Annotated in this window: 17 protein-coding genes; 5 read left to right on the top strand and 12 right to left on the bottom strand. The window is 41.1% G+C overall.

The window, feature by feature from the left end; translation table 11 throughout:
* Window positions 1–7: 7 nt before the first annotated feature.
* Window positions 8–418, bottom strand: a complete 411-nt coding sequence (locus GJV22_RS14180; RefSeq protein WP_163714747.1) for a hypothetical protein — start codon at window positions 416–418, stop codon at window positions 8–10.
* A 181-nt stretch (window positions 419–599) separates the two neighbouring features.
* Complete coding sequence (locus tag GJV22_RS14175) at window positions 600–1,082, bottom strand: methylated-DNA--[protein]-cysteine S-methyltransferase (protein WP_205461876.1); 483 nt, start codon at window positions 1,080–1,082, stop codon at window positions 600–602.
* 529 nt (window positions 1,083–1,611) lie between these two features.
* Between GJV22_RS14175 and GJV22_RS14170 the strand changes: the two genes are divergently transcribed.
* The 3 genes from GJV22_RS14170 (at window position 1,612) to GJV22_RS14160 (ending at window position 4,514) form a co-directional block, all read left to right on the top strand.
* A complete protein-coding gene (locus GJV22_RS14170; RefSeq protein WP_163714744.1) occupies window positions 1,612–2,079 on the top strand; it encodes a CYTH domain-containing protein in 468 nt (155 codons plus the stop codon).
* A gap of 74 nt (window positions 2,080–2,153) precedes the next feature.
* Window positions 2,154–4,127: a DUF3078 domain-containing protein gene (locus tag GJV22_RS14165; protein WP_163714741.1), complete on the top strand. Its 1,974-nt coding sequence runs from the start codon at window positions 2,154–2,156 to the stop codon at window positions 4,125–4,127.
* Window positions 4,128–4,136: 9 nt separating this feature from the next.
* A complete protein-coding gene (locus GJV22_RS14160; RefSeq protein ID WP_163714739.1) occupies window positions 4,137–4,514 on the top strand; it encodes an SRPBCC domain-containing protein in 378 nt (125 codons plus the stop codon).
* 137 nt (window positions 4,515–4,651) lie between these two features.
* Here the strand turns inward: GJV22_RS14160 and GJV22_RS14155 are convergent, their stop codons facing one another.
* The 5 genes from GJV22_RS14155 to GJV22_RS14135 form a co-directional block, all read right to left on the bottom strand.
* Window positions 4,652–5,554, bottom strand: a complete 903-nt coding sequence (locus GJV22_RS14155; RefSeq protein ID WP_163714736.1) for a Cbp1 family collagen-binding glycoprotein adhesin — start codon at window positions 5,552–5,554, stop codon at window positions 4,652–4,654.
* Between the two features lie 315 nt (window positions 5,555–5,869).
* On the bottom strand, window positions 5,870–7,228 hold the full coding sequence (locus tag GJV22_RS14150) for a sigma-54-dependent transcriptional regulator (protein ID WP_163714733.1): 1,359 nt from the start codon (window positions 7,226–7,228) through the stop codon (window positions 5,870–5,872).
* Window positions 7,229–7,352: 124 nt separating this feature from the next.
* On the bottom strand, window positions 7,353–9,767 hold the full coding sequence (locus GJV22_RS14145; RefSeq protein ID WP_163714730.1) for an ATP-binding protein: 2,415 nt from the start codon (window positions 9,765–9,767) through the stop codon (window positions 7,353–7,355).
* Window positions 9,768–9,949: 182 nt separating this feature from the next.
* Window positions 9,950–10,453, bottom strand: coding sequence for an O-acetyl-ADP-ribose deacetylase (locus GJV22_RS14140; protein WP_163714727.1), 504 nt, complete (start codon window positions 10,451–10,453; stop codon window positions 9,950–9,952).
* Between the two features lie 200 nt (window positions 10,454–10,653).
* The gene (locus GJV22_RS14135) at window positions 10,654–11,556 is read right to left on the bottom strand and encodes an EamA family transporter (RefSeq protein WP_163714724.1); all 903 of its coding nucleotides are present in this window, start codon (window positions 11,554–11,556) and stop codon (window positions 10,654–10,656) included.
* 331 nt (window positions 11,557–11,887) lie between these two features.
* On the opposite strand from GJV22_RS14135, the gene GJV22_RS14130 reads away from it, so the two are divergent.
* Window positions 11,888–13,849 (top strand): alpha-L-arabinofuranosidase C-terminal domain-containing protein, encoded by a 1,962-nt coding sequence (locus tag GJV22_RS14130; RefSeq protein ID WP_163714721.1) that lies wholly within the window; start codon window positions 11,888–11,890, stop codon window positions 13,847–13,849.
* Window positions 13,850–13,889: 40 nt separating this feature from the next.
* On the opposite strand, the gene GJV22_RS14125 is transcribed toward GJV22_RS14130, so the two are convergent.
* Window positions 13,890–15,059 carry an App1 family protein gene (locus tag GJV22_RS14125; RefSeq protein WP_205461875.1) on the bottom strand — a complete coding sequence of 390 codons (1,170 nt, stop codon included), beginning with the start codon at window positions 15,057–15,059 and terminating at the stop codon, window positions 13,890–13,892.
* A 55-nt stretch (window positions 15,060–15,114) separates the two neighbouring features.
* On the opposite strand from GJV22_RS14125, the gene GJV22_RS14120 reads away from it, so the two are divergent.
* Window positions 15,115–16,017: a diacylglycerol/lipid kinase family protein gene (locus GJV22_RS14120; RefSeq protein WP_163714715.1), complete on the top strand. Its 903-nt coding sequence runs from the start codon at window positions 15,115–15,117 to the stop codon at window positions 16,015–16,017.
* Between the two features lie 200 nt (window positions 16,018–16,217).
* Here the strand turns inward: GJV22_RS14120 and GJV22_RS14115 are convergent, their stop codons facing one another.
* The 4 genes from GJV22_RS14115 to pheT all read right to left on the bottom strand — a co-directional run bounded on the left by GJV22_RS14115 (window position 16,218) and on the right by pheT (window position 21,182).
* Window positions 16,218–16,661 (bottom strand): DUF2383 domain-containing protein, encoded by a 444-nt coding sequence (locus GJV22_RS14115; RefSeq protein ID WP_163714713.1) that lies wholly within the window; start codon window positions 16,659–16,661, stop codon window positions 16,218–16,220.
* 232 nt (window positions 16,662–16,893) lie between these two features.
* A complete protein-coding gene (locus tag GJV22_RS14110) occupies window positions 16,894–17,520 on the bottom strand; it encodes a nitroreductase family protein (protein WP_163714710.1) in 627 nt (208 codons plus the stop codon).
* A gap of 212 nt (window positions 17,521–17,732) precedes the next feature.
* Window positions 17,733–18,638 carry a DMT family transporter gene (locus GJV22_RS14105; protein ID WP_163714707.1) on the bottom strand — a complete coding sequence of 302 codons (906 nt, stop codon included), beginning with the start codon at window positions 18,636–18,638 and terminating at the stop codon, window positions 17,733–17,735.
* 90 nt (window positions 18,639–18,728) lie between these two features.
* Window positions 18,729–21,182, bottom strand: coding sequence for a phenylalanine--tRNA ligase subunit beta (gene pheT / locus GJV22_RS14100; protein WP_163714704.1), 2,454 nt, complete (start codon window positions 21,180–21,182; stop codon window positions 18,729–18,731).
* Between the last annotated feature and the right edge of the window lie 183 nt (window positions 21,183–21,365).

Here is a 21,365-nt window from a genome sequence, read left to right as displayed (position 1 = left end):
TGCTGATTTACTTATAAATGATTAAGTCGTCCAGAATCACTGATGAATGATTATCCGTTATTACGACTGTTTGTTTTGCGACGATCTCTCCGGATGGTGAGAGGCGATCCGGGTCCTTGGAAAGTGTATATATTGTATAGGTCCCTTTATTTAAATACTCAAACCGATACCACCCGTTATAGCTGGTTTCTGTTTTATCCGAGTGGATACTGTCATTCCCGTAAATGATAAATACGTTGACGTCCGGAGCGTAGTATTCCCCCAACTTAGTCGAAAAGTCACTTGTGTAATCCAAGGCGTACACTTTCCCCTGAATGGTTGAGGTTCCTCCTTCTCCTTCTTCTTTTTCGCACGAAGTGGACAACACAATAGCGAGGAGAACTATGGCTAGTCCTCGGATTGTTACGTTAAATTGCATAATCTAATCTGTAAAAACTTCAATATAATCCTTCTGTTGAATTCTAAAATAATCCCCCTTATCATTCGCATTTTTGACGATGCGAAAATAGATAATTATTTTAAACTGAAGAAAAACTGCTCTCGCAGTTTTGTATGGGTAAACATTGAAGTAGACAGATTAGTGACACGTCAGCCAGCAATTACCACAAACTTGACAAATCGGATTTATTCGTGAGTTCGTGCTGGAGCAACCATTTCTTTCGCCATAACCCCCCTGCATAGCCAACCAATTTTTTGTTGGCTCCAACTACCCGGTGACAGGGGATGATGATAGCAATCGGATTTTTTGAATTAGCCCCACCAACTGCCCGAACCAGATTTTTATCGCCAAGCAGCATTGCTAGTTCGCCATAACTAGTCAGATGCGCATAGGGAATGTTCTGCAACTCACTCCAGACTTTTTTCTGGAATTCAGTTCCTGAAGGCTTCAAGGGGAGATCAAACTCAAAAAGGTAGCCACCGAAATAGTCATCCAACTGTTCCGTAATTAACTTTTGAAGTTTAGGATTGAAATTTTCGGTCATCAATTCTTTGTCACAAAACAAAAGAGAGCAAATCAAGTCTTCTTCTGTCTCAATGCAAAGTGGGCCGATTGGTGAATAATAAGTAAATCGCTCTTTCAACTGCTTATGATTTAATTGATGCTAAATTAACAAACAGATAACACAAGAGTGAGCAAAAAAGATCAAATTTTGATTAAAACTTATGAAATAGTTGGAGGGGCTTTCGCAAAATTTATAGGCTCAGTTGTTCTTTGAATTACTCACTTTTGAGCCCTCAAAACTGCACAATAAGCCTGTAATATGATAAGTATTTTCGCAGCCAAAGTCTCGTTCTATTTAATCGAATTGTTATGGTTTGGTTAGTAGTGTATTGAAATTGTCTGTTAGCTAGGGTGTTGCGCGTTTTTGTGATGGATTTTACTCTGATGGCCTTCCTTTTCTGCTTTGCTGAGATTAAGCATGATATGTTTCCCAATTTCGGGCTGTCTGGTTGCATTCTTCAAGTTGAAAACAAATTGGCTTAATAGATGAAAACTAAAGACTTGAGCAATTACGAATTAAAAGAGTGTTTATTCCTGGAAATTCATTCGCTCAAAAAATCGATATTGAAGGGAGTCTGTTATTTTTGTCAGACATTAAAAAAGGGAAAATGGCAGTTGAAATAGAACGTAAGTTTCTTGTTCGCGAAGCTTTCCGGCCGCAAGGCGAGAAGCAAATTCATATGATTCAGGGCTATTTATGTGCTGATCCGGATCGGACAGTTCGTATTCGTGTCGCAGATGAAAAAGCTTATTTAACTGTTAAGGGAGGACTTTCTGGCATTAGTCGCCCTGAATTTGAGTATGAAATTCCGGTGCCGGATGCCAGGGAAATGTTGAGTTTAGCTGTCTATCCGGTAATTGACAAGGTACGTCATATAATTTACGCCTTTGATAAGAAATGGGAAGTGGATGTGTTCGAAGGGGCAAATAGTGGCTTGATTATTGCTGAAATTGAACTTTCACACGCCAATGAAACAGTTCAATTACCTGACTGGATTGGCGAGGAAGTGACGGGTGATTTGCGCTATCATAACTCCCGGTTGGCTGAAAATCCCTATGAAACATGGAAGGATTAATCCATGGAGGAAAATCATAGTCGAAGAGATGAAGCCAAAGAAGCGAATTCAAAGCCAAATAAAGGATTAAAATTATGAAGGTCAGATTTATTCTGTTTGGAATTCTTATTGTTTTAGGAGTGCAAAATGCGACTGCATTCGATAGTGTTCGAAAAGACGTAAAAGGTGCGGAGCAAGATTCAGTAAAAGCAAGTATTGATTATCTCAACTATTTCTTAAGCCGAAAGGGGCATTGGTTCCCTCAAAGTTATGAGATGGAACATCGCATGCGTGGTCTGATTCACTACCTGGAAGATGAAAAAGTTGATAGCCTGATGAAATATCTTTCGGATTACCAGGCTAATCAGCAACGGTATTTTTTCAGAACCCCGGACAATGTTGAAGATAGCTTGAGTGTACCCGGTTACACGGCTTACCCGGAAGTGCAGGAGCAGCTTAAGCGTATTGATCGTTCGGTAAGAGGTAGCATTATCAAGAAACAAATTCCCGTTCCGGAGCAACTGCTCGAAAATATTGATGACCGGGCTAATGTGTTGTCTCAGGAAGAGTCTTATCGTTTATTGGGAACTGAATATGTTAGTATCCCGGATAGTTTGGCAAGTTTTGGTGCGTTGCCGGATTCGGTGATGACTAGTCCCGACGATTTTAGACGCCTTCAGCGGATGGATAGTACTAAACGGGCTTTGCTTGAAGATGCCCGCCAAGAATATAACCAACTTGTTATTAAGAATTTCGTTGATTCCATAAGCGATGCTTACCGGGAAGAATACATCAAGCAATATTCGTTGAAAGTTCAGCGTGAATTTTCCGATTCAATTCGATATAAAAATTACCGGTTGCTGAGCAATTATAATGAGCAAGTGATTGTACAGGTAAATGATTCAATTGATAGTAGTTTGCGGATTCTTAAAAATTACATCAATGCGGAACAGCTTTCATTCTGGTTTCATAATTCAGCTCAGGATTCGGTGCAGGTTATGCTCAGCAACTCTTATCCGGGCCAATCACGTTTGTTTGTAAAAAATGAACAGAACGATTCGCTGGGAATCCGGATTCAATCCTTGGATCGCAATTCGGTACGGATGTTAATTGACGACGGAGTTACCCTTACGCGATTCTCGCAACGCCAAAAAAAGGATATCAGTTTTGAGCCCCTTCGTATTCCTTCATCGTTAGATAAAGTGGACAAACGATTCAATGTGATTACACCTTGGGTATTGGGTAGTGACATCAACTTTGGTTTCACACAAACGTACCTGAGTAACTGGAAGAAAGGTGGTAAAAGTGCTCTGGCTACCTTGCTGGTAATTAAAGGTTTCGCCAACTACACGTCGGAGAAAACGACTTGGGAAAATTCGATTGAGATGCGCAATGGATGGTTGAAACCGGCTGACGATGGCATTCAAAAAAATGACGATAAATTCGAGTTTATCACCCGGTACGGAATTCAGGCGTACAAAAAATGGTATTACTCGGCGGAGATCGACTTTGAAACACAGCTTTTTAGAGGCTATGATTATCCGGACCGAACAACGGTTTTATCCGGCTTCTTGTCGCCGGCAAAAACGCTCATAAAACTTGGTATGGACTATAAGCCGAAGAAAGAACTGTCAGTCTTCATTTCACCTTTAACATTGAAGTCTGTTTTCGTGAAAGATACTGCTCGAATTGATCAAACAAATTATGGTGTAGCGGAAAACAAAAGGCGCTTTAGAGAGCCCGGTTTAAACATGGATATTGCGTACAAGAAGAATATCACAACCGATATTAGCTGGCAAACCAAGTATAAAATGTTCCTGAATTACGGGGCATTAAACAAATACGATGTTGATTGGGAAAATACCTTTAACTTTCAGCTCAGTAATTACATCAATATGCAAGCGTTGATTCACTTGTTATATGACGATAATGTGACTTTCCCGACGAGTAGGGTTGATGCAGAGGGGAACACAATTTATAAAGCCAAATGGCAGTTTAAGGAATTTATTACGATAGGTTTTACATACAAACTGAACAAACCCATATACAAAAGGGAGCGTCTTAATTAAAAAAGAAACATGAAAGAATTCAAACAATATTTCCACTTTACGGCGGATCCAAAGGATGTGTACAATGCAATGACCAACAAGATTATGATTGAGATTTGGACCGGAGAGGATGCCGAAATGGAAGAAGTTCCGGGAACTGAATTTTCAATGTGGGACGGAAGTATTTGCGGGAAAAACATCGAGTTTGTAAAAGATCAGAAAATCGTTCAGGAATGGTATTTTGGTGAAGATGAGAATTCGCTTGTCACCATCAAATTCCATCCACATAAAGGTGGAACAAGCATGGAAGTGAAGCAGACTAATATTCCGGACGAAGCCTACGAAAATATTGTCGAAGGTTGGAATGAAGATTATTATTTAGCGTTGAACCAGCTTTTTGAAGAATAGAAATTCAAATAGATAGAATAAGAGAAGCCGTCCTGAAAATTCAGTGACGGCTTCTGACTTGTCTAACGCAATTATTCGAGGTAAGGGATATCTTGAATATTTTTTTAGAACTAAATGACTTTGAGACGACTGATTTTTTATTTCACCTCAATAACTGCGTATTTCGAAACTTTCCAGAATTCATCCGGATTATCAATTTGCAGGTAAGCAATTTGTCCGTCTTCTTCAACTAATGAATATGAATCTGTTGGATGTTCAGAAATTACCTGTGCTTTTTGGGTATGCAAAGGGATAATTTTTGTGTCGCGGATATCCAGGCTTGTGAAGTAGTCCTCATCAAAGCTGCCATTGATTACTTTGTTTGCTCCAATTCCGAGGATACCACCTTCTTTTGTCAGAAGTCCTTTATCTCTAAGTTCTTTATAAGTTCCGTAAGCAACATGGCCTGTGTTCATTTGGTTGGTTCTTTCAACCAGACGTTCTGATTCGTGGGTAAGTGAATCGTTTTGAACCATCATGGCATCATTCAATTCAGTTACTTTGGCATCGAATTCAGCCAATTGGAAATCTTTTTGCTCAATAATTTGCTTCAATTCGGCAATCTGTGTGTTTTGCGTGTTGATGCTCTCATTCAAAGCAGCGATTCGTTTTTCAAAAGATCTCAGGTTAATGCCCGATTTTTTCAATTTGGCTTCCAGATCAGTAATTTTTTTACTGCTTTCTTCCAACATCGTATTCATCAAAGCGATGTCTGCAACTAATTCCTGCTTTTGATTTTGTACGCCTTCTGCATCCTGGATTGAAAGCTGACTTCTTTTTTCCTTAATGAATGTCAGGTTGTTTTCGATTTCGGCGAAAGTGTCTTCCATGTCATTCAAAAGAGAATCTTTAACTTGCATCTGTTCGAAAAGATCAGATTTTTCTGAAGCCATCGAATTTAACTGAGCTTCTTTTTGTGTGTAAACATATACACCGCCAATTATTGCTACAACGAATACAACAGCGGCAATAACTAGCGTCTTAATTTGTTTTTTGTCCATGATAAATGTTCCTCCATAATTAGGGTTTTATTTTTTCTTTCATTCCGCCTCTTAAGCGGTTTTTTGTAATTTGTAACCGACCATTTATAGCCAATCTATGTGCCAAATAGAACGTGTTGGATTAAGTTGCTGAAATACAGGCTTTTTGTATTTGGTCTTTGAGCCATTCTGTATCAAAATGATTCACTAGATGTCAATTTGAGTTGTAAAATGATAACCCGTTCAGTTTCAGGAATGGAATTGGAGGATACAAAAAAGCCATGAATTGATATGATCGTATCAATTCATGGCTTGATTTTTTCGTTGATCGAAGGTCTAACTCGAAACTTTATCTTCTTTGAGCATCCGATAAATGGTCGCTACACCTATGTCTAGTTTTTCAGCAACCAGTTTGGTGTTATTCTCATATTTCTTGAGGAATGTTTTTACAATTTGGATGTCATATTCCCGGAGGGTCATTTCCTGCGTTGCGATGTCAGCCATAGCATCGTGACCACCGCCAAAGACAATATGGTCGGCTGTAATTTCCTGGTGGTCGCAAAGAGTAACGGCCAGTTCAATGATCGATTTCAACTCTCTGATATTGCCGGGAAACGAGTAGGCCAGTAATTTGGCTGTGGCGTCGGAGCTTAGATTTTTAGCTTCCATTTTATTTTCGGAGCAAAATTGTTGCATGAAGTGCTTGGCTAACATGATAACATCGTTTCCGCGATGGCGAAGTGGCGAAAGTTCGATCGGCAAGCCGTACAAGCGGTAATATAAGTCCTGTCGAAAGTTGCCTAGTTTCACTTCTTCCAACAGGTTTCTGTTGGTGGCAATAATAATACGGCAGTCGGTTTTTACAGGTGCGTTACTACCCACCCGAATGATTTCTTTCTCCTGAAGAGCTCTCAATAATTTGGCTTGTAGGGAGATATCCATTTCTGCCATTTCGTCCAGGAACAGCGTTCCTTCGTTGGCTTCTTCGAACTTTCCAATCCTTCGGAAGTTGGCGCCGGTAAAAGCGCCTTTCTCGTGTCCAAAAAGTTCACTTTCAATCAAGTCTTTGGGAATAGCCGCGACATTAACGGCCACAAACGGCTTCTTGGCCCGGTTTGAGTTATAATGAATTGCTTTGGCAACCAATTCTTTCCCTGTTCCGGTTTCCCCGGTAACAGTCACGGTAATATTGGTGCGCGTAGCTCGGTCAATCAACTCGAAAATTTGTTGTGCTGCGGCACTGTTCCCGATGATGGTATTTTGGTAACTGTACTTTTTCTTGACCTCCTGGCGCAAACTGACAATTTCTTTTTTCAGTTTGTTCCGGTTTCTGATGTTGTTAACCGTATTTAGCAAACGCTCTTTAATGTCGCGCGATTTGACAATGTAATCGTAGGCGCCTTCTTTCAGTAATTCAACCACAATGCCAATATCATCCTGTTCCGAAATGAGGATGACCTGAATGTCATCATTGACTTCTTTAATTTGCTTCAGAACTTCCAGCCCCTTCATATCGGGCAGACGATAGTCCAAGGTAACAATGTCGGGGTGCTCATCCAGTTTTGATAAACATGCCTTGCCGGTTGCAAAGGCTTGAATTTCGTAGTCCGGATTCAATGAGAGGTTGTGGACCAATAAGCGGCGGTACCATTCGTCATCTTCAACTACAAATATTTTGAATGCTTTTTCAGCCATAAAACTAAAATTAGATCTTTTTCATTGAGGGAAGTGTGCGCAATGTAGCAAGAAAAATGAAGATAATGATAGTAATTCTCATTTTGAGAATAGTTTTTGCTTATTTTAACATCTCGTGTTCCTGTCAATTTTGTGTTTCACTCTTTAGTACATTCAGGAAAGTTTCAATTTGATGGTCTACTTCTTTGACCAGTTTTTCCAAAATAGTCCACTCTTCATTTTCTGCTCCTTTTTTCTCCAAATCCTTCAAAAGGCTGTAAAGTTTGTTCGCGAGCATGTGTTTTGCCGGTGCAGCCAGCTTGTGGGCAGCTTCAACCAAGCCGTTATTATCTTTATTTTGAATAGCAATTTCGAGCGAATTTCTGCATTTATGGGCAGAGCTTACAAACAGATCGACCATTTCCTTGAAAAATGCTTCGTCTCCACCGAGTACGTTTTTTAACTCGTCTAAATCGAGGCGATCTTGTTCGATGGGTAACTGAGCTTGCAGAATTTCGGGGATATCCCTGTCTTTCAATTGAACAATCAAGTTGAATAAGGCACGTTCAGGGAAAGGCTTTTGAAGGAATTCCCATATTCCAATTGATTTATAACGTTCTTCATCTTCGGTTCGGTTAGTTGCTGTGAGTACGACAATCGCAGCTGCCGGATTTTGTTGAAGAATTTTAGAGCTGGCTTCAAAACCATCCATCACGGGCATACGCATGTCCATTAAAATCAGATCGAAATGATCCTTTTGGGCCATGTTTACGGCTTCCAGTCCATTTTGTGCTTCGCTGTATGAGATGCCCCATTTGTTCAGGATGTTTTTCAATAGATACAAATTGAAAGCTTCATCGTCAACCAACAGTAGTTTGAGGTTTTTAAACCAGGCCGGTGTTTCGTCCGGTTGTTTGGTCTCCGGTTGGTAGGCTTTAGGGTCTCCTTCCGGGTAAGGTATTTCAACTGTAAATCGTGTGCCTTTCCCAACCAGGCTTTTCACCTTTATTTCCCCACCTTGCAAGTCGACGAGCTTTCTAACGATAGCCAAGCCCAACCCGGCTCCACGGTGTTTTTGGGCGTTGTCTCCGTCAAGCTGAACAAATTCTTCAAATATTTTTGGTAGGTTATTTTGTGGAATCCCGACTCCTGAGTCAACCACATCGACAATCAATTTGTAATGGTGACCGGCCATTTTCTCTTCGGTTGCTTCTAGGGTGACTTTCCCTTTGTTGGTGAATTTTATGGCATTGGTAAACAGGTTGATTAAAATTTGTTTCAGCCGAACCGGATCTCCTTTATACACCCGGTTTTCCGGAATATCACTTTGCAAAACGAGCTCCAACCCTTTAGCACGAGCCGGTACCTGATGCAAGGTGATAATCTCGCTGAATAGCTCGGATGGTACAAAGTCAATCTTTTCAAAAGTCATTTTTTGCGATTCAATTTTCGAGAAGTCAAGGGTGTCGTTTACCAAGGTAATTAAGTGGTCGGCCGATTTGTACACAATGTTGAGATCCGATTTTAAATCAGGCTCTTTCACGCGTTGCAACATTTGCTCACTAAGCCCATAAATGGCGTTTACAGGTGTGCGCATTTCATGACTAACGGTGGCGACAAATCGCTCTTTTGCTTTAGCCAGGTTTTCGGCGTCGGCCCGGGCTTTCTTCAAAATATTTTGATAAGACCTGTTTTTCTGAAGATTGCGGAAAAAGAGAATGAGTACGATAATTAAAAGTAAGATGGATGTTCCGGTGAACATGACCAGTCGCCGGTAAATCTGAGCCGCCATGAAATCGGCCTCCTGCGTTTTTGTTTCCAATCGTCTTTGTTCTACAATCTCAATTGCTGTGATCAAACGGTTAATCTGGTCTGTAACTTTTATATTGCGCTCGAGTAGTGTTCTTTCCTTGCTTTGTAGCTCGAGGTTATCGGTGCTGATCTGTTCCTCTATTTCAGCGATCTCTTGCTTCAACTGTTCTTTTTCTTCCGTCTTGTCTATAATAATCGGTTCTTTGGTTGTCGTATCTTGTTTCCCAAACACGCGTTTAAAAAAACTTTGCTTCTTGGGTTGCTCAAATTTGATGGTGTCGGGTTGTATAATTGCCGTATCGATTTTAGAAACCAGTTCGGTTAACGGCTTTTCAGTTTGTTTCTGGATCTTTTGCTTGTGCAGATTCCGGATTTGAGACCAGATGACCAGTTTTTGGTTCGAAAGCAACTGGATAGAATCAATCTTTTGAACTTCTTCTGATTCAGGGATAGCATAATCTTCAAGGTTTGTAAGCTTCTCCTGTACGCTATTGTTTAGTTTGTGGAATCGGTAAATGTAGTTTTCGTTTCCTGTGAGGCTGTACAAACGAACTGAATTTTCAACCTCATTCAATTCTGCAGAGATATCCTTAATCAGCAATAGCTTATAGTCCGGCCGCGCTTCCCGGTGAATAGAGTCGATGATTTCGGAAAGGCTTTTGTAAACAAGATAACCAGATCCGACTACTGCAACTCCGATAATGAGGGTCAGTATCGTAATTTGAATTTCAATTTTGAAGAATTTCATGTTTTCCTATTTTCCGACCATTTTGTCACCCCCAAGTTAATGGCTTTCTTTGGAGTGTGAATCGTTGATGCTACTTTTTTAATGAAACAAAAATATAGCTGAACGGGAAGGTTGGATTTCCAAAATGAACAGCTGATTTACGCATCAGCAAAAGCAATGCCTTTTTTTTACTGCCAGTTTGCTTAGTGAAGCAATTGCTCGTAAATCTCGAAGTTTTCCTGATCGAAAACACAAAAAGTAACCGTTTTCGGAAACTCATTTTTTGACAAGAAATCCTGGACTGTTTTCATGGCAATTTTTGCAGCCAGTTCTTTCGGGAAGTGATAAACACCAGTGCTGATATTTGGGAAAGCGATGGTTGCGAGTTTGTATTCTTTCGCTAGCTTCAAACTGTTCAGGTAGGCATTGGTCAACAGTTCTTTTTCGCCAATCTCTCCGCCGTACCAAACCGGGCCTACCGTATGGATGACGAAGCGACAGGGAAGTTTATATGCTTGGGTTATTTTCGCTTCACCGGTTTCACAGCCATTCAACTTTCGACATTCTTCGAGCAAACGAGGACCCGCCACCCGGTGAATGGCTCCATCGACACCACCTCCTCCGAGTAAACTTTTATTGGCAGCGTTAACAATAGCATCAACGTGCATTTCAGTGATATCTCCCTGGTATATCAGAATGTGTTCCATTTTTTCCTTTAAAATTAGAACGAAAACAATGGAATCAAAAATGAAAGTTGATTTTTTAGGATGTGTATTTCAAATCGGTGTTCGCCGAATGTGTTCGAAGAATTTAAAGCCACTAACGAAAACGTCATGTCCGTCTGCTTGCTCAAGATGACTTTACTAGAGGATTCCTGTTTCGCCAAACACTATTGGGGAATTAGGTTTTAATGTGTCCCGAAACTGATAATCAGAATCCCTAACAGAATTCCCAACAGGTATATTCCTTTACGTCTGATGTTGCGTTCATGAAAGAGCAATGCTCCTGTTGCAAAGGCAACCAAGACTCCTCCTCGACGCAAGGCTGAAATTATGGAAATCATGGAGTCGGGGATACTGAGCGCGTAGAAGTAGGCATAATCAGCAAAAAGCAGGAAGATAGCAATTAGAGGAATGCTCCAACGCCATTCAAAGGGCGGACGTTCGGCTTTGGGACGTTTCCACCGAAACAGGGCTATTGCGGGTAGCATAACCACGACTTGGTAATACGAAAACCAGGCTTGAACGGCAATACGGTCGATTTGCCGCATGATGTATTTATCGAACAGGCCACTGGCTGCTCCAAGTAAGGTGGCTGCAATGATGCAGAAAATCCAAACATTTTTGCGGAAGCTGATGCCTTCCAGTTTCCCGGCTGTTGATAGCAGGTAAAAAAAACAGAGCGTAACCAAAACTCCAAACCATTGCACGAGATTCAGGCGTTCCTGAAAAATCAGAATTGCACCGATTAGCGTCCAGATTGGTCCGGTAGCCCGAATAGGGGAAATCAGCGTGATGGGGAGATGCTTCATGGCATGAAAGGCAAAAATCCAGCTGCTAACAACGATAACTGATTTGATAAAAATAAGCAGGTGTTCGTGTGCCGTTATGGGAGGAACGTAAAGGTGAACCTTTTGAAAAGCTTCGGGGAAATAGACGGAGCCAATAACGATAGGGGAAACCGCGACAGCGGCAGTAACCGTCGACAAAAACAGTACCGGTAATACAGCGTTGTAATTCAGAGATAACTTCTTGAAAACATCATACAAACCCAACAGCACCGCTGAAATCAAAGCCAAAATTACCCACATCGTCTCAAAATTTTGGACAAAATTATAAGCTTTATGATGAATGTCTCGCTATTGTCTGAAATCTACCGGAAGATTAATCATTCCTTAATTCGGATCGGGCATCCACCCTTCGTACGTTCGTCAAAGTCAAAATTTTCTGATTTGTATGAGCGTATCCCGACAGGCGGTTGTATTTCTTAATATCGGCGTTTCCGGAAGGGGTGAGCACTATTCGAAATTTTTACAGTGCAGTTAAAAGTATTTATTACTTTTATTTGTATCTTGGAGGTCGTTTCTGAATGTTCACCATCAGAACAACACGCGATTAACAAATTATATAAACGATCAAATCATGTTTAAAAACCTGAAAGCAAGTATCCTTGTGTTAGGATTAATGAGCTCGGTTTTTGTTCAGGCGCAAACAAAAATCGAATTACAATTGAATAAGCCGGGACCGGCGATTGAGCCCACTATGTGGGGGATTTTCTTCGAAGACATTAATTTTGGCGCTGACGGTGGATTATATGGCGAGTTGGTGAAAAACCGCTCTTTTGGTTTCGATGACCCAATGATGGGCTGGAGAACTTCACACAAAGATTCCATTCGTATTATCAATGAAATAGCAGAAGGAACACAAAAACGTTTTATACGCCTACCTGCGTTGAAGTCAGGAAAAGCAAATTTCATTCAAAATGACGGGTTCCGTGGAATGGGAATTCACGAGGGTGAAGAATATCGCCTGACGCTTGATGTTCGTTTAGCTGCAGGTAATGCTCAAAACCTAAAAGTTGAGCTGTTGGGCGATGACAAGTCTTGCATTGCCGAGAGTACTGTAAAATTGACGGATAATGATTGGACTAAGGTTGAATTGCTTTTAAAAGCGAACGCAACTGCTGCCAAGGGAAGTCTGAAGATTTCATTGGAGGGAGACGGAGCTGTTGATTTTAAATATGTGTCGTTGTTCCCGGTAAATACGTTCAAAAACCGCCCGAATGGTATGCGGGCCGACTTGGCCGAAAAACTGGCTGAACTTCATCCCGGGTTTCTGCGGTTCCCTGGTGGATGCATTGTTGAAGGACATCACCTGGATATGCGTTACCAATGGAAGAAAACAGTTGGCGAAGTCGAAGAGCGTGAAGTGCTGATTAATCGTTGGAATACCGAATTTCTGCATCGCCACACGCCTGATTATTACCAAAGTTTTGGTTTAGGATTTTTCGAATATTTCCAGTTGGCTGAAGATCTAGGAGCTGAGGCTTTGCCAATTTTGAATTGCGGAATGGCTTGCCAGTATAATACGGGTGAATTGGTTCCCTTGGATGAAATGGAACCGTATATTTCTGATGCACTTGATTTAATTGAGTTTGCCAACGGAGACAGTTCTACAAAATGGGGAAAACTTCGCGCCGAAATGGGACATCCGGAACCCTTCAATCTGAAATTTTTGGGAATTGGGAATGAGCAATGGGGCGACCAATATTTGGAGCGTTATGATGTAATTGCGAATAAAGTGCACGAGAAATATCCGGAGATTAAATTGGTTTCGGGCTCAGGGCCTTCTTCTGACGGAGATCGTTTTGAATATTTGTGGAAAGAATTAAAGACCCGTAATGCTGATTTGGTTGATGAACACTATTATAAAGATCCGGATTGGTTTTTCAACAGTGCAAAACGATATGACAGCTACGAGCGCGGAGGACTTAAAGTTTTTGCCGGAGAGTATGCCAGTCACACACGCGTCGAAAATCAAGATCCAACTTCAAATAATAACTGGTTGGCTGCTCTGTCAGAAGCTGCATTTATGACCGGCTTGGAACGTAATGCTGATGTTGTTTCAATGGCATCGTATGCTCCCTTGTTTGCACATGTTGATGCTTGGCAATGGCGTCCTGACTTGATTTGGTTCGACAACCTTGCGTCGGTTGCTACACCAAACTATTACGTGCAGCAAATGTACTCAACACACCGTGGAGACCATGTATTACCGGTGTTGTCTGATGGCGATGTGATGGCCGGACAAGATAGTTTGTATGCAAGTGCTTCGGTTGATCACACAGCCCAAAAGGTTTATTTGAAAGTCGTGAATTCCTCGGTTGAGGCAAAATCTATTCAGGTTAGTTTGAAAGGCGGGAAATTAGCTTCAAAAGAGGCTGATTTAACCGAGTTGTTTCAACCTGATTTGATGGCGTACAATACATTGGCTAACCCGGATGTGGTTGTACCACAAAAAAGTAAGGTAACTTTGAAAGGAAATGTTTTAAGCCTGGAAATGAAACCTCAGTCGTTTGTATTGGTTGAATTGACAACAAAATAGCGCGAAGCGCTCAATTTCAGAGAAGGTGTTTGTGAAGGGATTATTCCTTTTCAAACACCTTTTTTTGTAGCAAACTTTCCATATCTTTTTCTGCATCCCTGGCGATTTCAAAAATGCTTTCCGTTGAAGTTAATCCATTTAGAGCTGCGTGTTTGGCAGCCTCGGTACTGTCTGTTGTGATGATCATCGGAACCCCGATTTTTTGCATTTGAGACTGAATTTTTCGGTCTCGTTCTGCATGTTTGTGCTTGCGTACTGTTCTTATGTAAATGGCTTTTACCCTGGCGGGAAATTCACTGGAAATTCGGGCATAAATTTCCGGATCTCGCTGCCCGTTATCTCCGATTAGAATAAAACTGATCGTTGGGTAAATTTCAAACAGGTGTCTAATTTTTTGATATTTATGTTTGTGATTGCCTCCACCTGATTTTCGAAAGCTGAAAATGCCGGTTTCCAAATCACGCAGTAAAAATACGCCTTTTGGTAGTCCATTGAACGAGCAGAAATCGTCAAGCAGATCGTATAAATTCCATTCGCTGCTAGAGACATAAAAAAAAGGAATTTTACTTTGGCCATCAGGCCCTTTGGCCAGTGCTTTATAAAAGGCGTCCACTCCGGGAAAGGGTTTTCTGGTACGGGAATTTCGGAAAAGTAACAACCAAAGTTTACGCAATATCCGTGTTGAATGGCTGACAATGATTGTATCGTCGATATCTGAGATTACTCCAAATTCATCTTTTTTACCTGGTACGAGAAACTCTCCACTTTCATATTTCTGCATGCCCTTTTCAGTTGACTCTGGAGTAAGTGAAACCGTGTAAGTTTCCCACCGGCTATGATCTTTTGTTTTTAGTTTATGGTTGAGTAAAACACTTTTAAATATGCCATTGTTGGATGTCTCGACAGTTGTTGATTGGCTGTTAATCCGGATATTCACTGCGACTTGCGGAAGATTTTCGCTAGCGTATCGTTTTAGCATGCTTAACGCATTTTCCCAGGTTGAATCGTTCGGGGAAGGTTTTTCTAAACCTTTTTCTTCTGTCAGGTAGCCACTTATGTAGATGTGCTTATCTGTAACATATCCGCGGTACGGAATTAATAGAGGTGTTCCCTGCCATCCCAAGTGATTCTTTATTTTGATTTTCAATTTCCCCCAAATTCCAGTTTCTTTCTTCATTCGGTATTTTGGAGGCACGTTTTTATCTGTCATTCCGGATTTGCTTTGGCATGAGTTTTAGTATATGTCAGGGTAAAATGCAACAGATATGCCAAACACAACAAGTAAGGAAAACACACATGTACTATTTGTCATCAACCCAATCTCAGGCGATATTGATAAAGATGATCTTGAAGGGAAGATAAAGGATTTGAAGCGGGATTTTCATTTTAATTATTCGGTATTCTATACAACAGGCGAGGATGACGAGTCAAAACTTGCTGAAGTAATTGAACAGCGGATGCCTGATCGGGTGTTGGCTGTTGGTGGAGATGGAACTTGTAATATGGTTGCGAAAGTTTTATTAAATCAAGATTTGCCGATGGGGATTATCCCGATGGGGTCTGCCAACGGTATGGCCAGAGAATTGGATATCCCTGAGGATCCGGAAGAGGCGATTCGAATTGCTTTGACTGGAAAAATAGACGTTCTGGATGTTCTAAAGGTCAATGAGGAACATATTTCGCTGCATTTGAGTGATATCGGGATTAACGCAGCTGTAATCGAACGTTTCGAAAAAGAGCAGATTCGGGGCTTGTGGGGATATGGCCGTCAATATTTAAAAGCATTTTTTCAAGCACGCCCAATTCGTTTCACACTAACGATTGACGGGCGGAAGATCCGCAAACGGGCTTATATGGTCGTGATGGCTAATGCCACTAAATATGGAACCGGTGCTTCTATTAATCCTACCGGAAAAATGAATGATGGCTGGTTTGAAGTTATTTTAATTCGACCGTATCGCTTGTGGCATTTAATCGGAATGATCATTTCTTTTTTTACAAGGGAGATTCACCATTTGGATTATGTCGATGTTTATCCTTGTCGACAATTGCATGTTCGCAATAGCAGGGGGCATGTTGCGCAGGTTGATGGGGAAATTATTGGACAAATGGAGGAAGTTGGCGTGGAGATTTTACCCCGATGCCTAAAAGTTTTCACACCCATTTAGGGAGTTTGATTTTTATTTTTAATCATTTTTCAGCCATGCAAGTTGAAATTGGGATCAATCTCAGTTCGCCTATTTTGTTCGAACCGAAACCTTCCTGATTTCAGTCGCTCTAGTCTTGAAGTTTTTGTCCGAATCGGACAATTTTATTCAGATCATGGCTTAACTAATCACTATGAAAATAGATCGAATCGCATTACAATTTAAACATGTGCGGGTACAAATAGATGTTCGTTAATGGTAATTCGAACCAATTGCTGATGTTCAACGATCAACTGGTAGAGGTTTATCGGAATATCTTCATTCATCAGTGTAATGTCATAAAGCTCAACAAGCTTCTCCTCACTTTCCCGACAAGAAATAATGAGTTTCTCATCATCAAGTGATGCGAACGGTTGCATGAAAGCTCGAAATGATTTTTGAAGAATGTGTCCCAAGCTGGAAATAGGAGCTAACACGTATCCTGATTTCCAGCTTTCACGGATTAGTAACTCAACAAAATTTTTCCGTTGTAGGGCGATTAATAGCAAGGTATTCTTTAAGTCTTCGGATTTTACATGGTCGGCTGCTGAAATGAATACGTTTGCCGAATCTTTGCAGGTGTCCAAAATGCGCTGCAAATCATTTTTTAAATTGGTTTTTCTCATGGGGTATTTTGTTTTAGAGAAGTTTAATAACTTTTTTATTGAACTTACTTTGCCAAACATGATTCATAAAGAATCAAATCTAGTTGGCTCCATTTGTACTATCAAGAGTCGACCGAGTCGCTTTTCCTTAATAGGCATTTACAGGGCTTATATTCGAGGGAGTTGTCATCCCGTCAAAACAATGCTATTCAAGTAAACGTTCCTGTGAAGGTGATTCGTGATTTAATGTTTTCTAGTCTTCCTCAAAGTTGTAAGATTCGCCCCAGCTTGTGCTAAAAATGAATGATGAAAGGGCTTTTCTACTTGACTTCTGTTTTTCCTGTTTTTGAAGGTTAACCGGCAGCTTATCCGGAGAGCCAGGTTTTCCAATAACAAACATCGTTGCCGCCTCATATGTATGAGGTATTTTCAGATCCATCATCAATTTGCCCGGCGAGAAGCCTGCCATTTGATGTATCTGATAACCCAGTTCACAGGCTTGAAGGCTTGCATAGGCCATGAAAGCACCTGAATCGTAAAAGCGGTGTCGGTTTTCTTTCCTGCTTTGAGTGAAATATTTTTTGCTGACGACAGCTCCAAGGCAGGGGGCTGTACTTACCCATTCCTGGTTGAATTCGCTTAAGCAATTGAACAGTTTTTCATAGAGCGGATTTCCTTTCTGTGTCAGGATAATATTCCAGGGTTGCTCGTTGTAGCTCGACATGCTTGTTGCAGCTGCCTCAAAAATCTGTTGCAGAGTTTTCAAGTTCATTGGTTCACTGATGAAGCTGCGGGGACTCCATCTTTTCTTCAAATGTTGGGTGATCAGTGGTTCTCTAACGAACTTTTCACCATCTCTTGATTGAATAAGTTGTTCCATTATTACCTCCTGTTTATTGCACCTTTACATGAAATAATCTTGCCAGAATAGTAATTAAGTACGTTGAAAAATAAAATAGTTGAAAATGAGGTTCTTGAGTCTTGCCGGATTAGGCTGAAATGCTAGAGTTGTAGAACTTTTGCCACAGTTTCTGATTTTTGATTTCTCAATTTGATAGTGGGATTATCAGAAATAGCTTGAATTTGTTTATTTCAGCTTGTTTTGGGAGCTTGCTTGATTACGAGGATGGCGCCCGTTAGTATAACTAATGCACCAATAATAGTGAGGAATGTGAAATTTTCACCGGCAATCCAGCTCACCTGAAGGCTGGTTAAAATGGCCATTGTTGCAAATGTGATGGTTGGGTTCATCAACAGTATAATACTGACTTTATTCGCTTGGGTATATTTGAGTGCCAGAGCCAACGAACCGTAAGCAATGAGCGTGTTTAACCCGAGAAAGATTAATAAGATCCACCAAGCGAGATTCAATCCGATAAAATTATCAAAATTGACAAACGGGAGGTACGCGATAACCGGAAAACCAAAAAGAAAAAGGTTTAGGGTTTCAGTTGAAAATTTGTTGACCAGCTTTTTTTGCATAACAGCGTATATTGCCCAAGAAACTGCGGCGCTAATCGCAAACAGCACACCAATGTTATATCGGTTTTGCTGGCCAACCATTTGTTGTAGTTGCTGGCTGTAGAAAACGAAAAATCCAATTGTTGCCAGTATGAAACCGACGATCTGAATGCGGCGCAATGTCTCTTTGAAAAATATCAATCCGGCAAAGGCCAGCAAAACAGGGCCCAGTTGCACAATTAACTGGGCGTTGCTAGGGGTGGTGTAATTGATCGCCTGCATAAAACCAATGTAATTCCAGGCTAAAGCGAGTGCTGCAATAACCAGCCAAATTGGAGGGCGAACTAAAATCTTTAAGTCGCGTGGCTTTTTGATCAGGTGCCAGGCGAAGAGTACACTGAAAGCAATGGTGAAACGAAACCACACAATGGTTTGTGGTTCCACTTTTTGAACAGCAATCTTTAAGAAAATTGCTAAAAAGCCCCAGAATACTGCCGTAATACAGGCAAATAGAATTCCCTTTTGGCTGTTTGTCATTTTTTGGCTGACCGATTAAAATTTGAGTGAATTACGAATTCCGCTTCTATCAAAAAAGCCACCGGAACATCCGATGGCTTTCGATATTGTTTAGCGAAGCTGTGCTCCAAGTTCCCTGTCGAATGTTTTAATCAGCTTGTCCATGATTTTCTCAATCTGTTTCTCGTTGAGTGTTTTTTCATCATCGCGGAGAATAAAGCTGATGGCGTACGATTTCTTTCCTTCCGGTACACCTTTCCCTTCATACACATCAAACAGGTCGACTGCGCGCAGAAGCTTTCGCTCCATTTTAAATGCCAGGTCGCTGATTTGACTGAAGCGAACAGATTTATCCAAAAGTAAGGCCAGGTCGCGGCGTACTTCAGGGTATTTGGGAAGCTCAGAGAAGCTTGTTTTGTTATTTTTTTGTTCCAGAATCAGATTCTCCATCAGGATATCGGCAAAGTAAACCGGGCTTTCAATATCAAATTCTTTTTGCAACTTCCGGGAAACAAGACCAAACTCAACGATCTTGCGACCACTGTAGGTTGCATAGATCAATCCTTCGGTAATCAAATCGTTGCTGAAATCTTCAAATTTTAGGCGATCAGTTTTCAAGCCAAATTTCAACAACAGGTTTTCAACATATGTTTTAAGCTGGAAGAATGTACTTTCACTCTGTGGAATGATCCAACTTTCACGTTCTTTTTTCCCGGAAATAAAAAGTGCCAGGTGTTCTTCCTGAGTATAATTTTTCAGCGGATTCTCGATCAACTCAGATCCGGTTTTGAAATAACAGTTTCCAAATTCATACAACCTTAAATCCGGATTTTTACGATTGGCGTTGTAAGCAACCGCTTCCAATCCTCCAAACAAGAGGTTTTGGCGCATCGAATTCAGATCAGCACTCAGCGGATTAAAAAGCTTCACGGTATTTTCCCCTGAAATACTTTCACGATTTTCATAGTATGACGCTTTGGTCAGTGAGTTTGACCAAATTTCGTTGAATCCCAATGCTGAAAGCATGTCTGCCGCAATATTGCGAATTTTTACCGGGTCGGGTTTTACCGAATATTGTAAAGACGCATTTACCTGGGTTGGAATTTCAACATTGTTGTAACCGTAGATACGAAGTATTTCTTCGATAACATCGGCTTCACGCTTCACGTCAACCCGGTAGGGAGGAACGGCAAGAGAAAGACCGGTTTCGGTTTCCGCTTCAATTTTAATTTCCAACGATGTCAGAATTCGCTTTATCAGCTCAGCACCTAAGTCTTTTCCGATCAAACGTTTGATGTTGGTAAAGGTCACATCAACTTTGAAATCTTCAATCGGGGTCGGATAGAGGTCTACAATATCGCTTGATATTTGTCCGCCCGCTATCTCCTGAATCAGCAAGGCAGCTCGCTTAAGCGCGTATATAACGTTGTTGGGATCGGTTCCACGTTCGAAACGGAATGAAGCGTCGGTACTTAAAGCAAAGCGACGGGCTGTTTTCCGGATAAAAACGGGATCGAAACAAGCCGATTCCAGAAAAATATTTTTGGTCGAATTTTTCACTCCTGATTTAATGCCGCCAAAAACACCACCAATGCACATGGCATCTTCGGTGTTACAGATCATCAGGTCGTCTTCGTGTAATTCACGTTCGATTTCATCCAACGTGGTGAATTTGGTTCCTGCAGGCATGGTTTTCACAAAAACTTTACCACCTGTAATTTCATCCGCATCAAAAGCATGCAGAGGCTGTCCACATTCAAATAAAACATAATTGGTTGCATCAACCACATTATTGATGGGCGATAAACCAATTGCTTTTAATCTGTTTTGAAGCCATTCCGGCGATTCTTTTATTTCAACACCGCTGATGGTGAGGCTGCTGTACCGTGCACAAGCCTCCGGGTTGACCAGCTCAACCGGGATTTCCAGCGAGTTATTGTCAACCTTAAATGAATCAACCGACGGTTTTGTGTAGTTGATTTCCTGTTCTTTACTTAGGAAGGCTGCCAAATCTCTTGCTACACCAATGTGTGACGCTCCGTCAATTCGGTTCGGAGTCAAATCAACTTCAATACAATAGTCCGATTCAACGTCGAAATATTCGCTTGCTGATGTACCAACAGCAGCATCTGCATCAAGAACCATAATGCCATCATGACCGGTTCCCAGTCCAATTTCATCTTCAGCACAAATCATCCCTTCAGAGACTTCTCCGCGGATTTTTGATTTTTTGATTTTAAATTCTTTGTCGCCATCATACAACGTTGTACCAACAGTGGCTACAACCACTTTTTGTCCGGCAGCCACATTCGGTGCACCGCAAACAATGGGTAAAATTTGTCCGTTGCCAACATCAACGGTGGTTTTGCTAAGGTGATCAGAGTCAGGGTGCTTTTCGCAAGTCTCCACATGGCCGATAACCAAACCACGCAACCCACCTTTTATGCTTTCAACTTCATCAATACTTCCAACTTCAAGTCCAGTTTGAGTCAGGATGCTTTCCAGTTCCTCCGGGCGGAGGTCAGTATTGATATAATCTTTTAACCACTTGTATGATATATTCATCGTATTGTTTTTATGCTGAAGTTCTTCAGTTTATTCGCTATAAGACTGAATTGAGCTGAAGGCTCGTTTCAAAGTCGGACAAAAGTAAACATTTTTTAGGCTGAGGCAAAGCCAGCGTTTTGAATAATCATCAGTGGGGAAGTAAAAAAAGAAGGTACTTGAAGCAAACCGAATCATTCGAAC

Origin of the sequence: Mangrovibacterium lignilyticum (assembly GCF_010882175.1) — a bacterium.
Taxonomy (GTDB): Bacteria; Bacteroidota; Bacteroidia; order Bacteroidales; family Prolixibacteraceae; genus Mangrovibacterium; species Mangrovibacterium lignilyticum.
Note: the sequence above shows the minus strand (reverse complement) of the source record. Positions and strands in the feature narration are given on the sequence as shown.

Coding starts and splice junctions, on each gene's coding strand:
- GJV22_RS14160 (WP_163714739.1), top strand. CDS start 4,137: ATGAAAGAATTCAAACAATATTTCCACTTTACGGCGGATCCAAAGGAT.
- GJV22_RS14150 (WP_163714733.1), bottom strand. CDS start 7,228: ATGGCTGAAAAAGCATTCAAAATATTTGTAGTTGAAGATGACGAATGG.
- GJV22_RS14120 (WP_163714715.1), top strand. CDS start 15,115: ATGCCAAACACAACAAGTAAGGAAAACACACATGTACTATTTGTCATC.
- GJV22_RS14140 (WP_163714727.1), bottom strand. CDS start 10,453: ATGGAACACATTCTGATATACCAGGGAGATATCACTGAAATGCACGTT.
- GJV22_RS14130 (WP_163714721.1), top strand. CDS start 11,888: ATGTTTAAAAACCTGAAAGCAAGTATCCTTGTGTTAGGATTAATGAGC.
- GJV22_RS14180 (WP_163714747.1), bottom strand. CDS start 418: ATGCAATTTAACGTAACAATCCGAGGACTAGCCATAGTTCTCCTCGCT.
- GJV22_RS14145 (WP_163714730.1), bottom strand. CDS start 9,767: ATGAAATTCTTCAAAATTGAAATTCAAATTACGATACTGACCCTCATT.
- GJV22_RS14170 (WP_163714744.1), top strand. CDS start 1,612: ATGGCAGTTGAAATAGAACGTAAGTTTCTTGTTCGCGAAGCTTTCCGG.
- GJV22_RS14115 (WP_163714713.1), bottom strand. CDS start 16,661: ATGAGAAAAACCAATTTAAAAAATGATTTGCAGCGCATTTTGGACACC.
- GJV22_RS14155 (WP_163714736.1), bottom strand. CDS start 5,554: ATGGACAAAAAACAAATTAAGACGCTAGTTATTGCCGCTGTTGTATTC.
- GJV22_RS14165 (WP_163714741.1), top strand. CDS start 2,154: ATGAAGGTCAGATTTATTCTGTTTGGAATTCTTATTGTTTTAGGAGTG.
- GJV22_RS14110 (WP_163714710.1), bottom strand. CDS start 17,520: ATGGAACAACTTATTCAATCAAGAGATGGTGAAAAGTTCGTTAGAGAA.
- GJV22_RS14105 (WP_163714707.1), bottom strand. CDS start 18,638: ATGACAAACAGCCAAAAGGGAATTCTATTTGCCTGTATTACGGCAGTA.
- pheT (WP_163714704.1), bottom strand. CDS start 21,182: ATGAATATATCATACAAGTGGTTAAAAGATTATATCAATACTGACCTC.
- GJV22_RS14125 (WP_205461875.1), bottom strand. CDS start 15,059: ATGACAGATAAAAACGTGCCTCCAAAATACCGAATGAAGAAAGAAACT.
- GJV22_RS14135 (WP_163714724.1), bottom strand. CDS start 11,556: ATGTGGGTAATTTTGGCTTTGATTTCAGCGGTGCTGTTGGGTTTGTAT.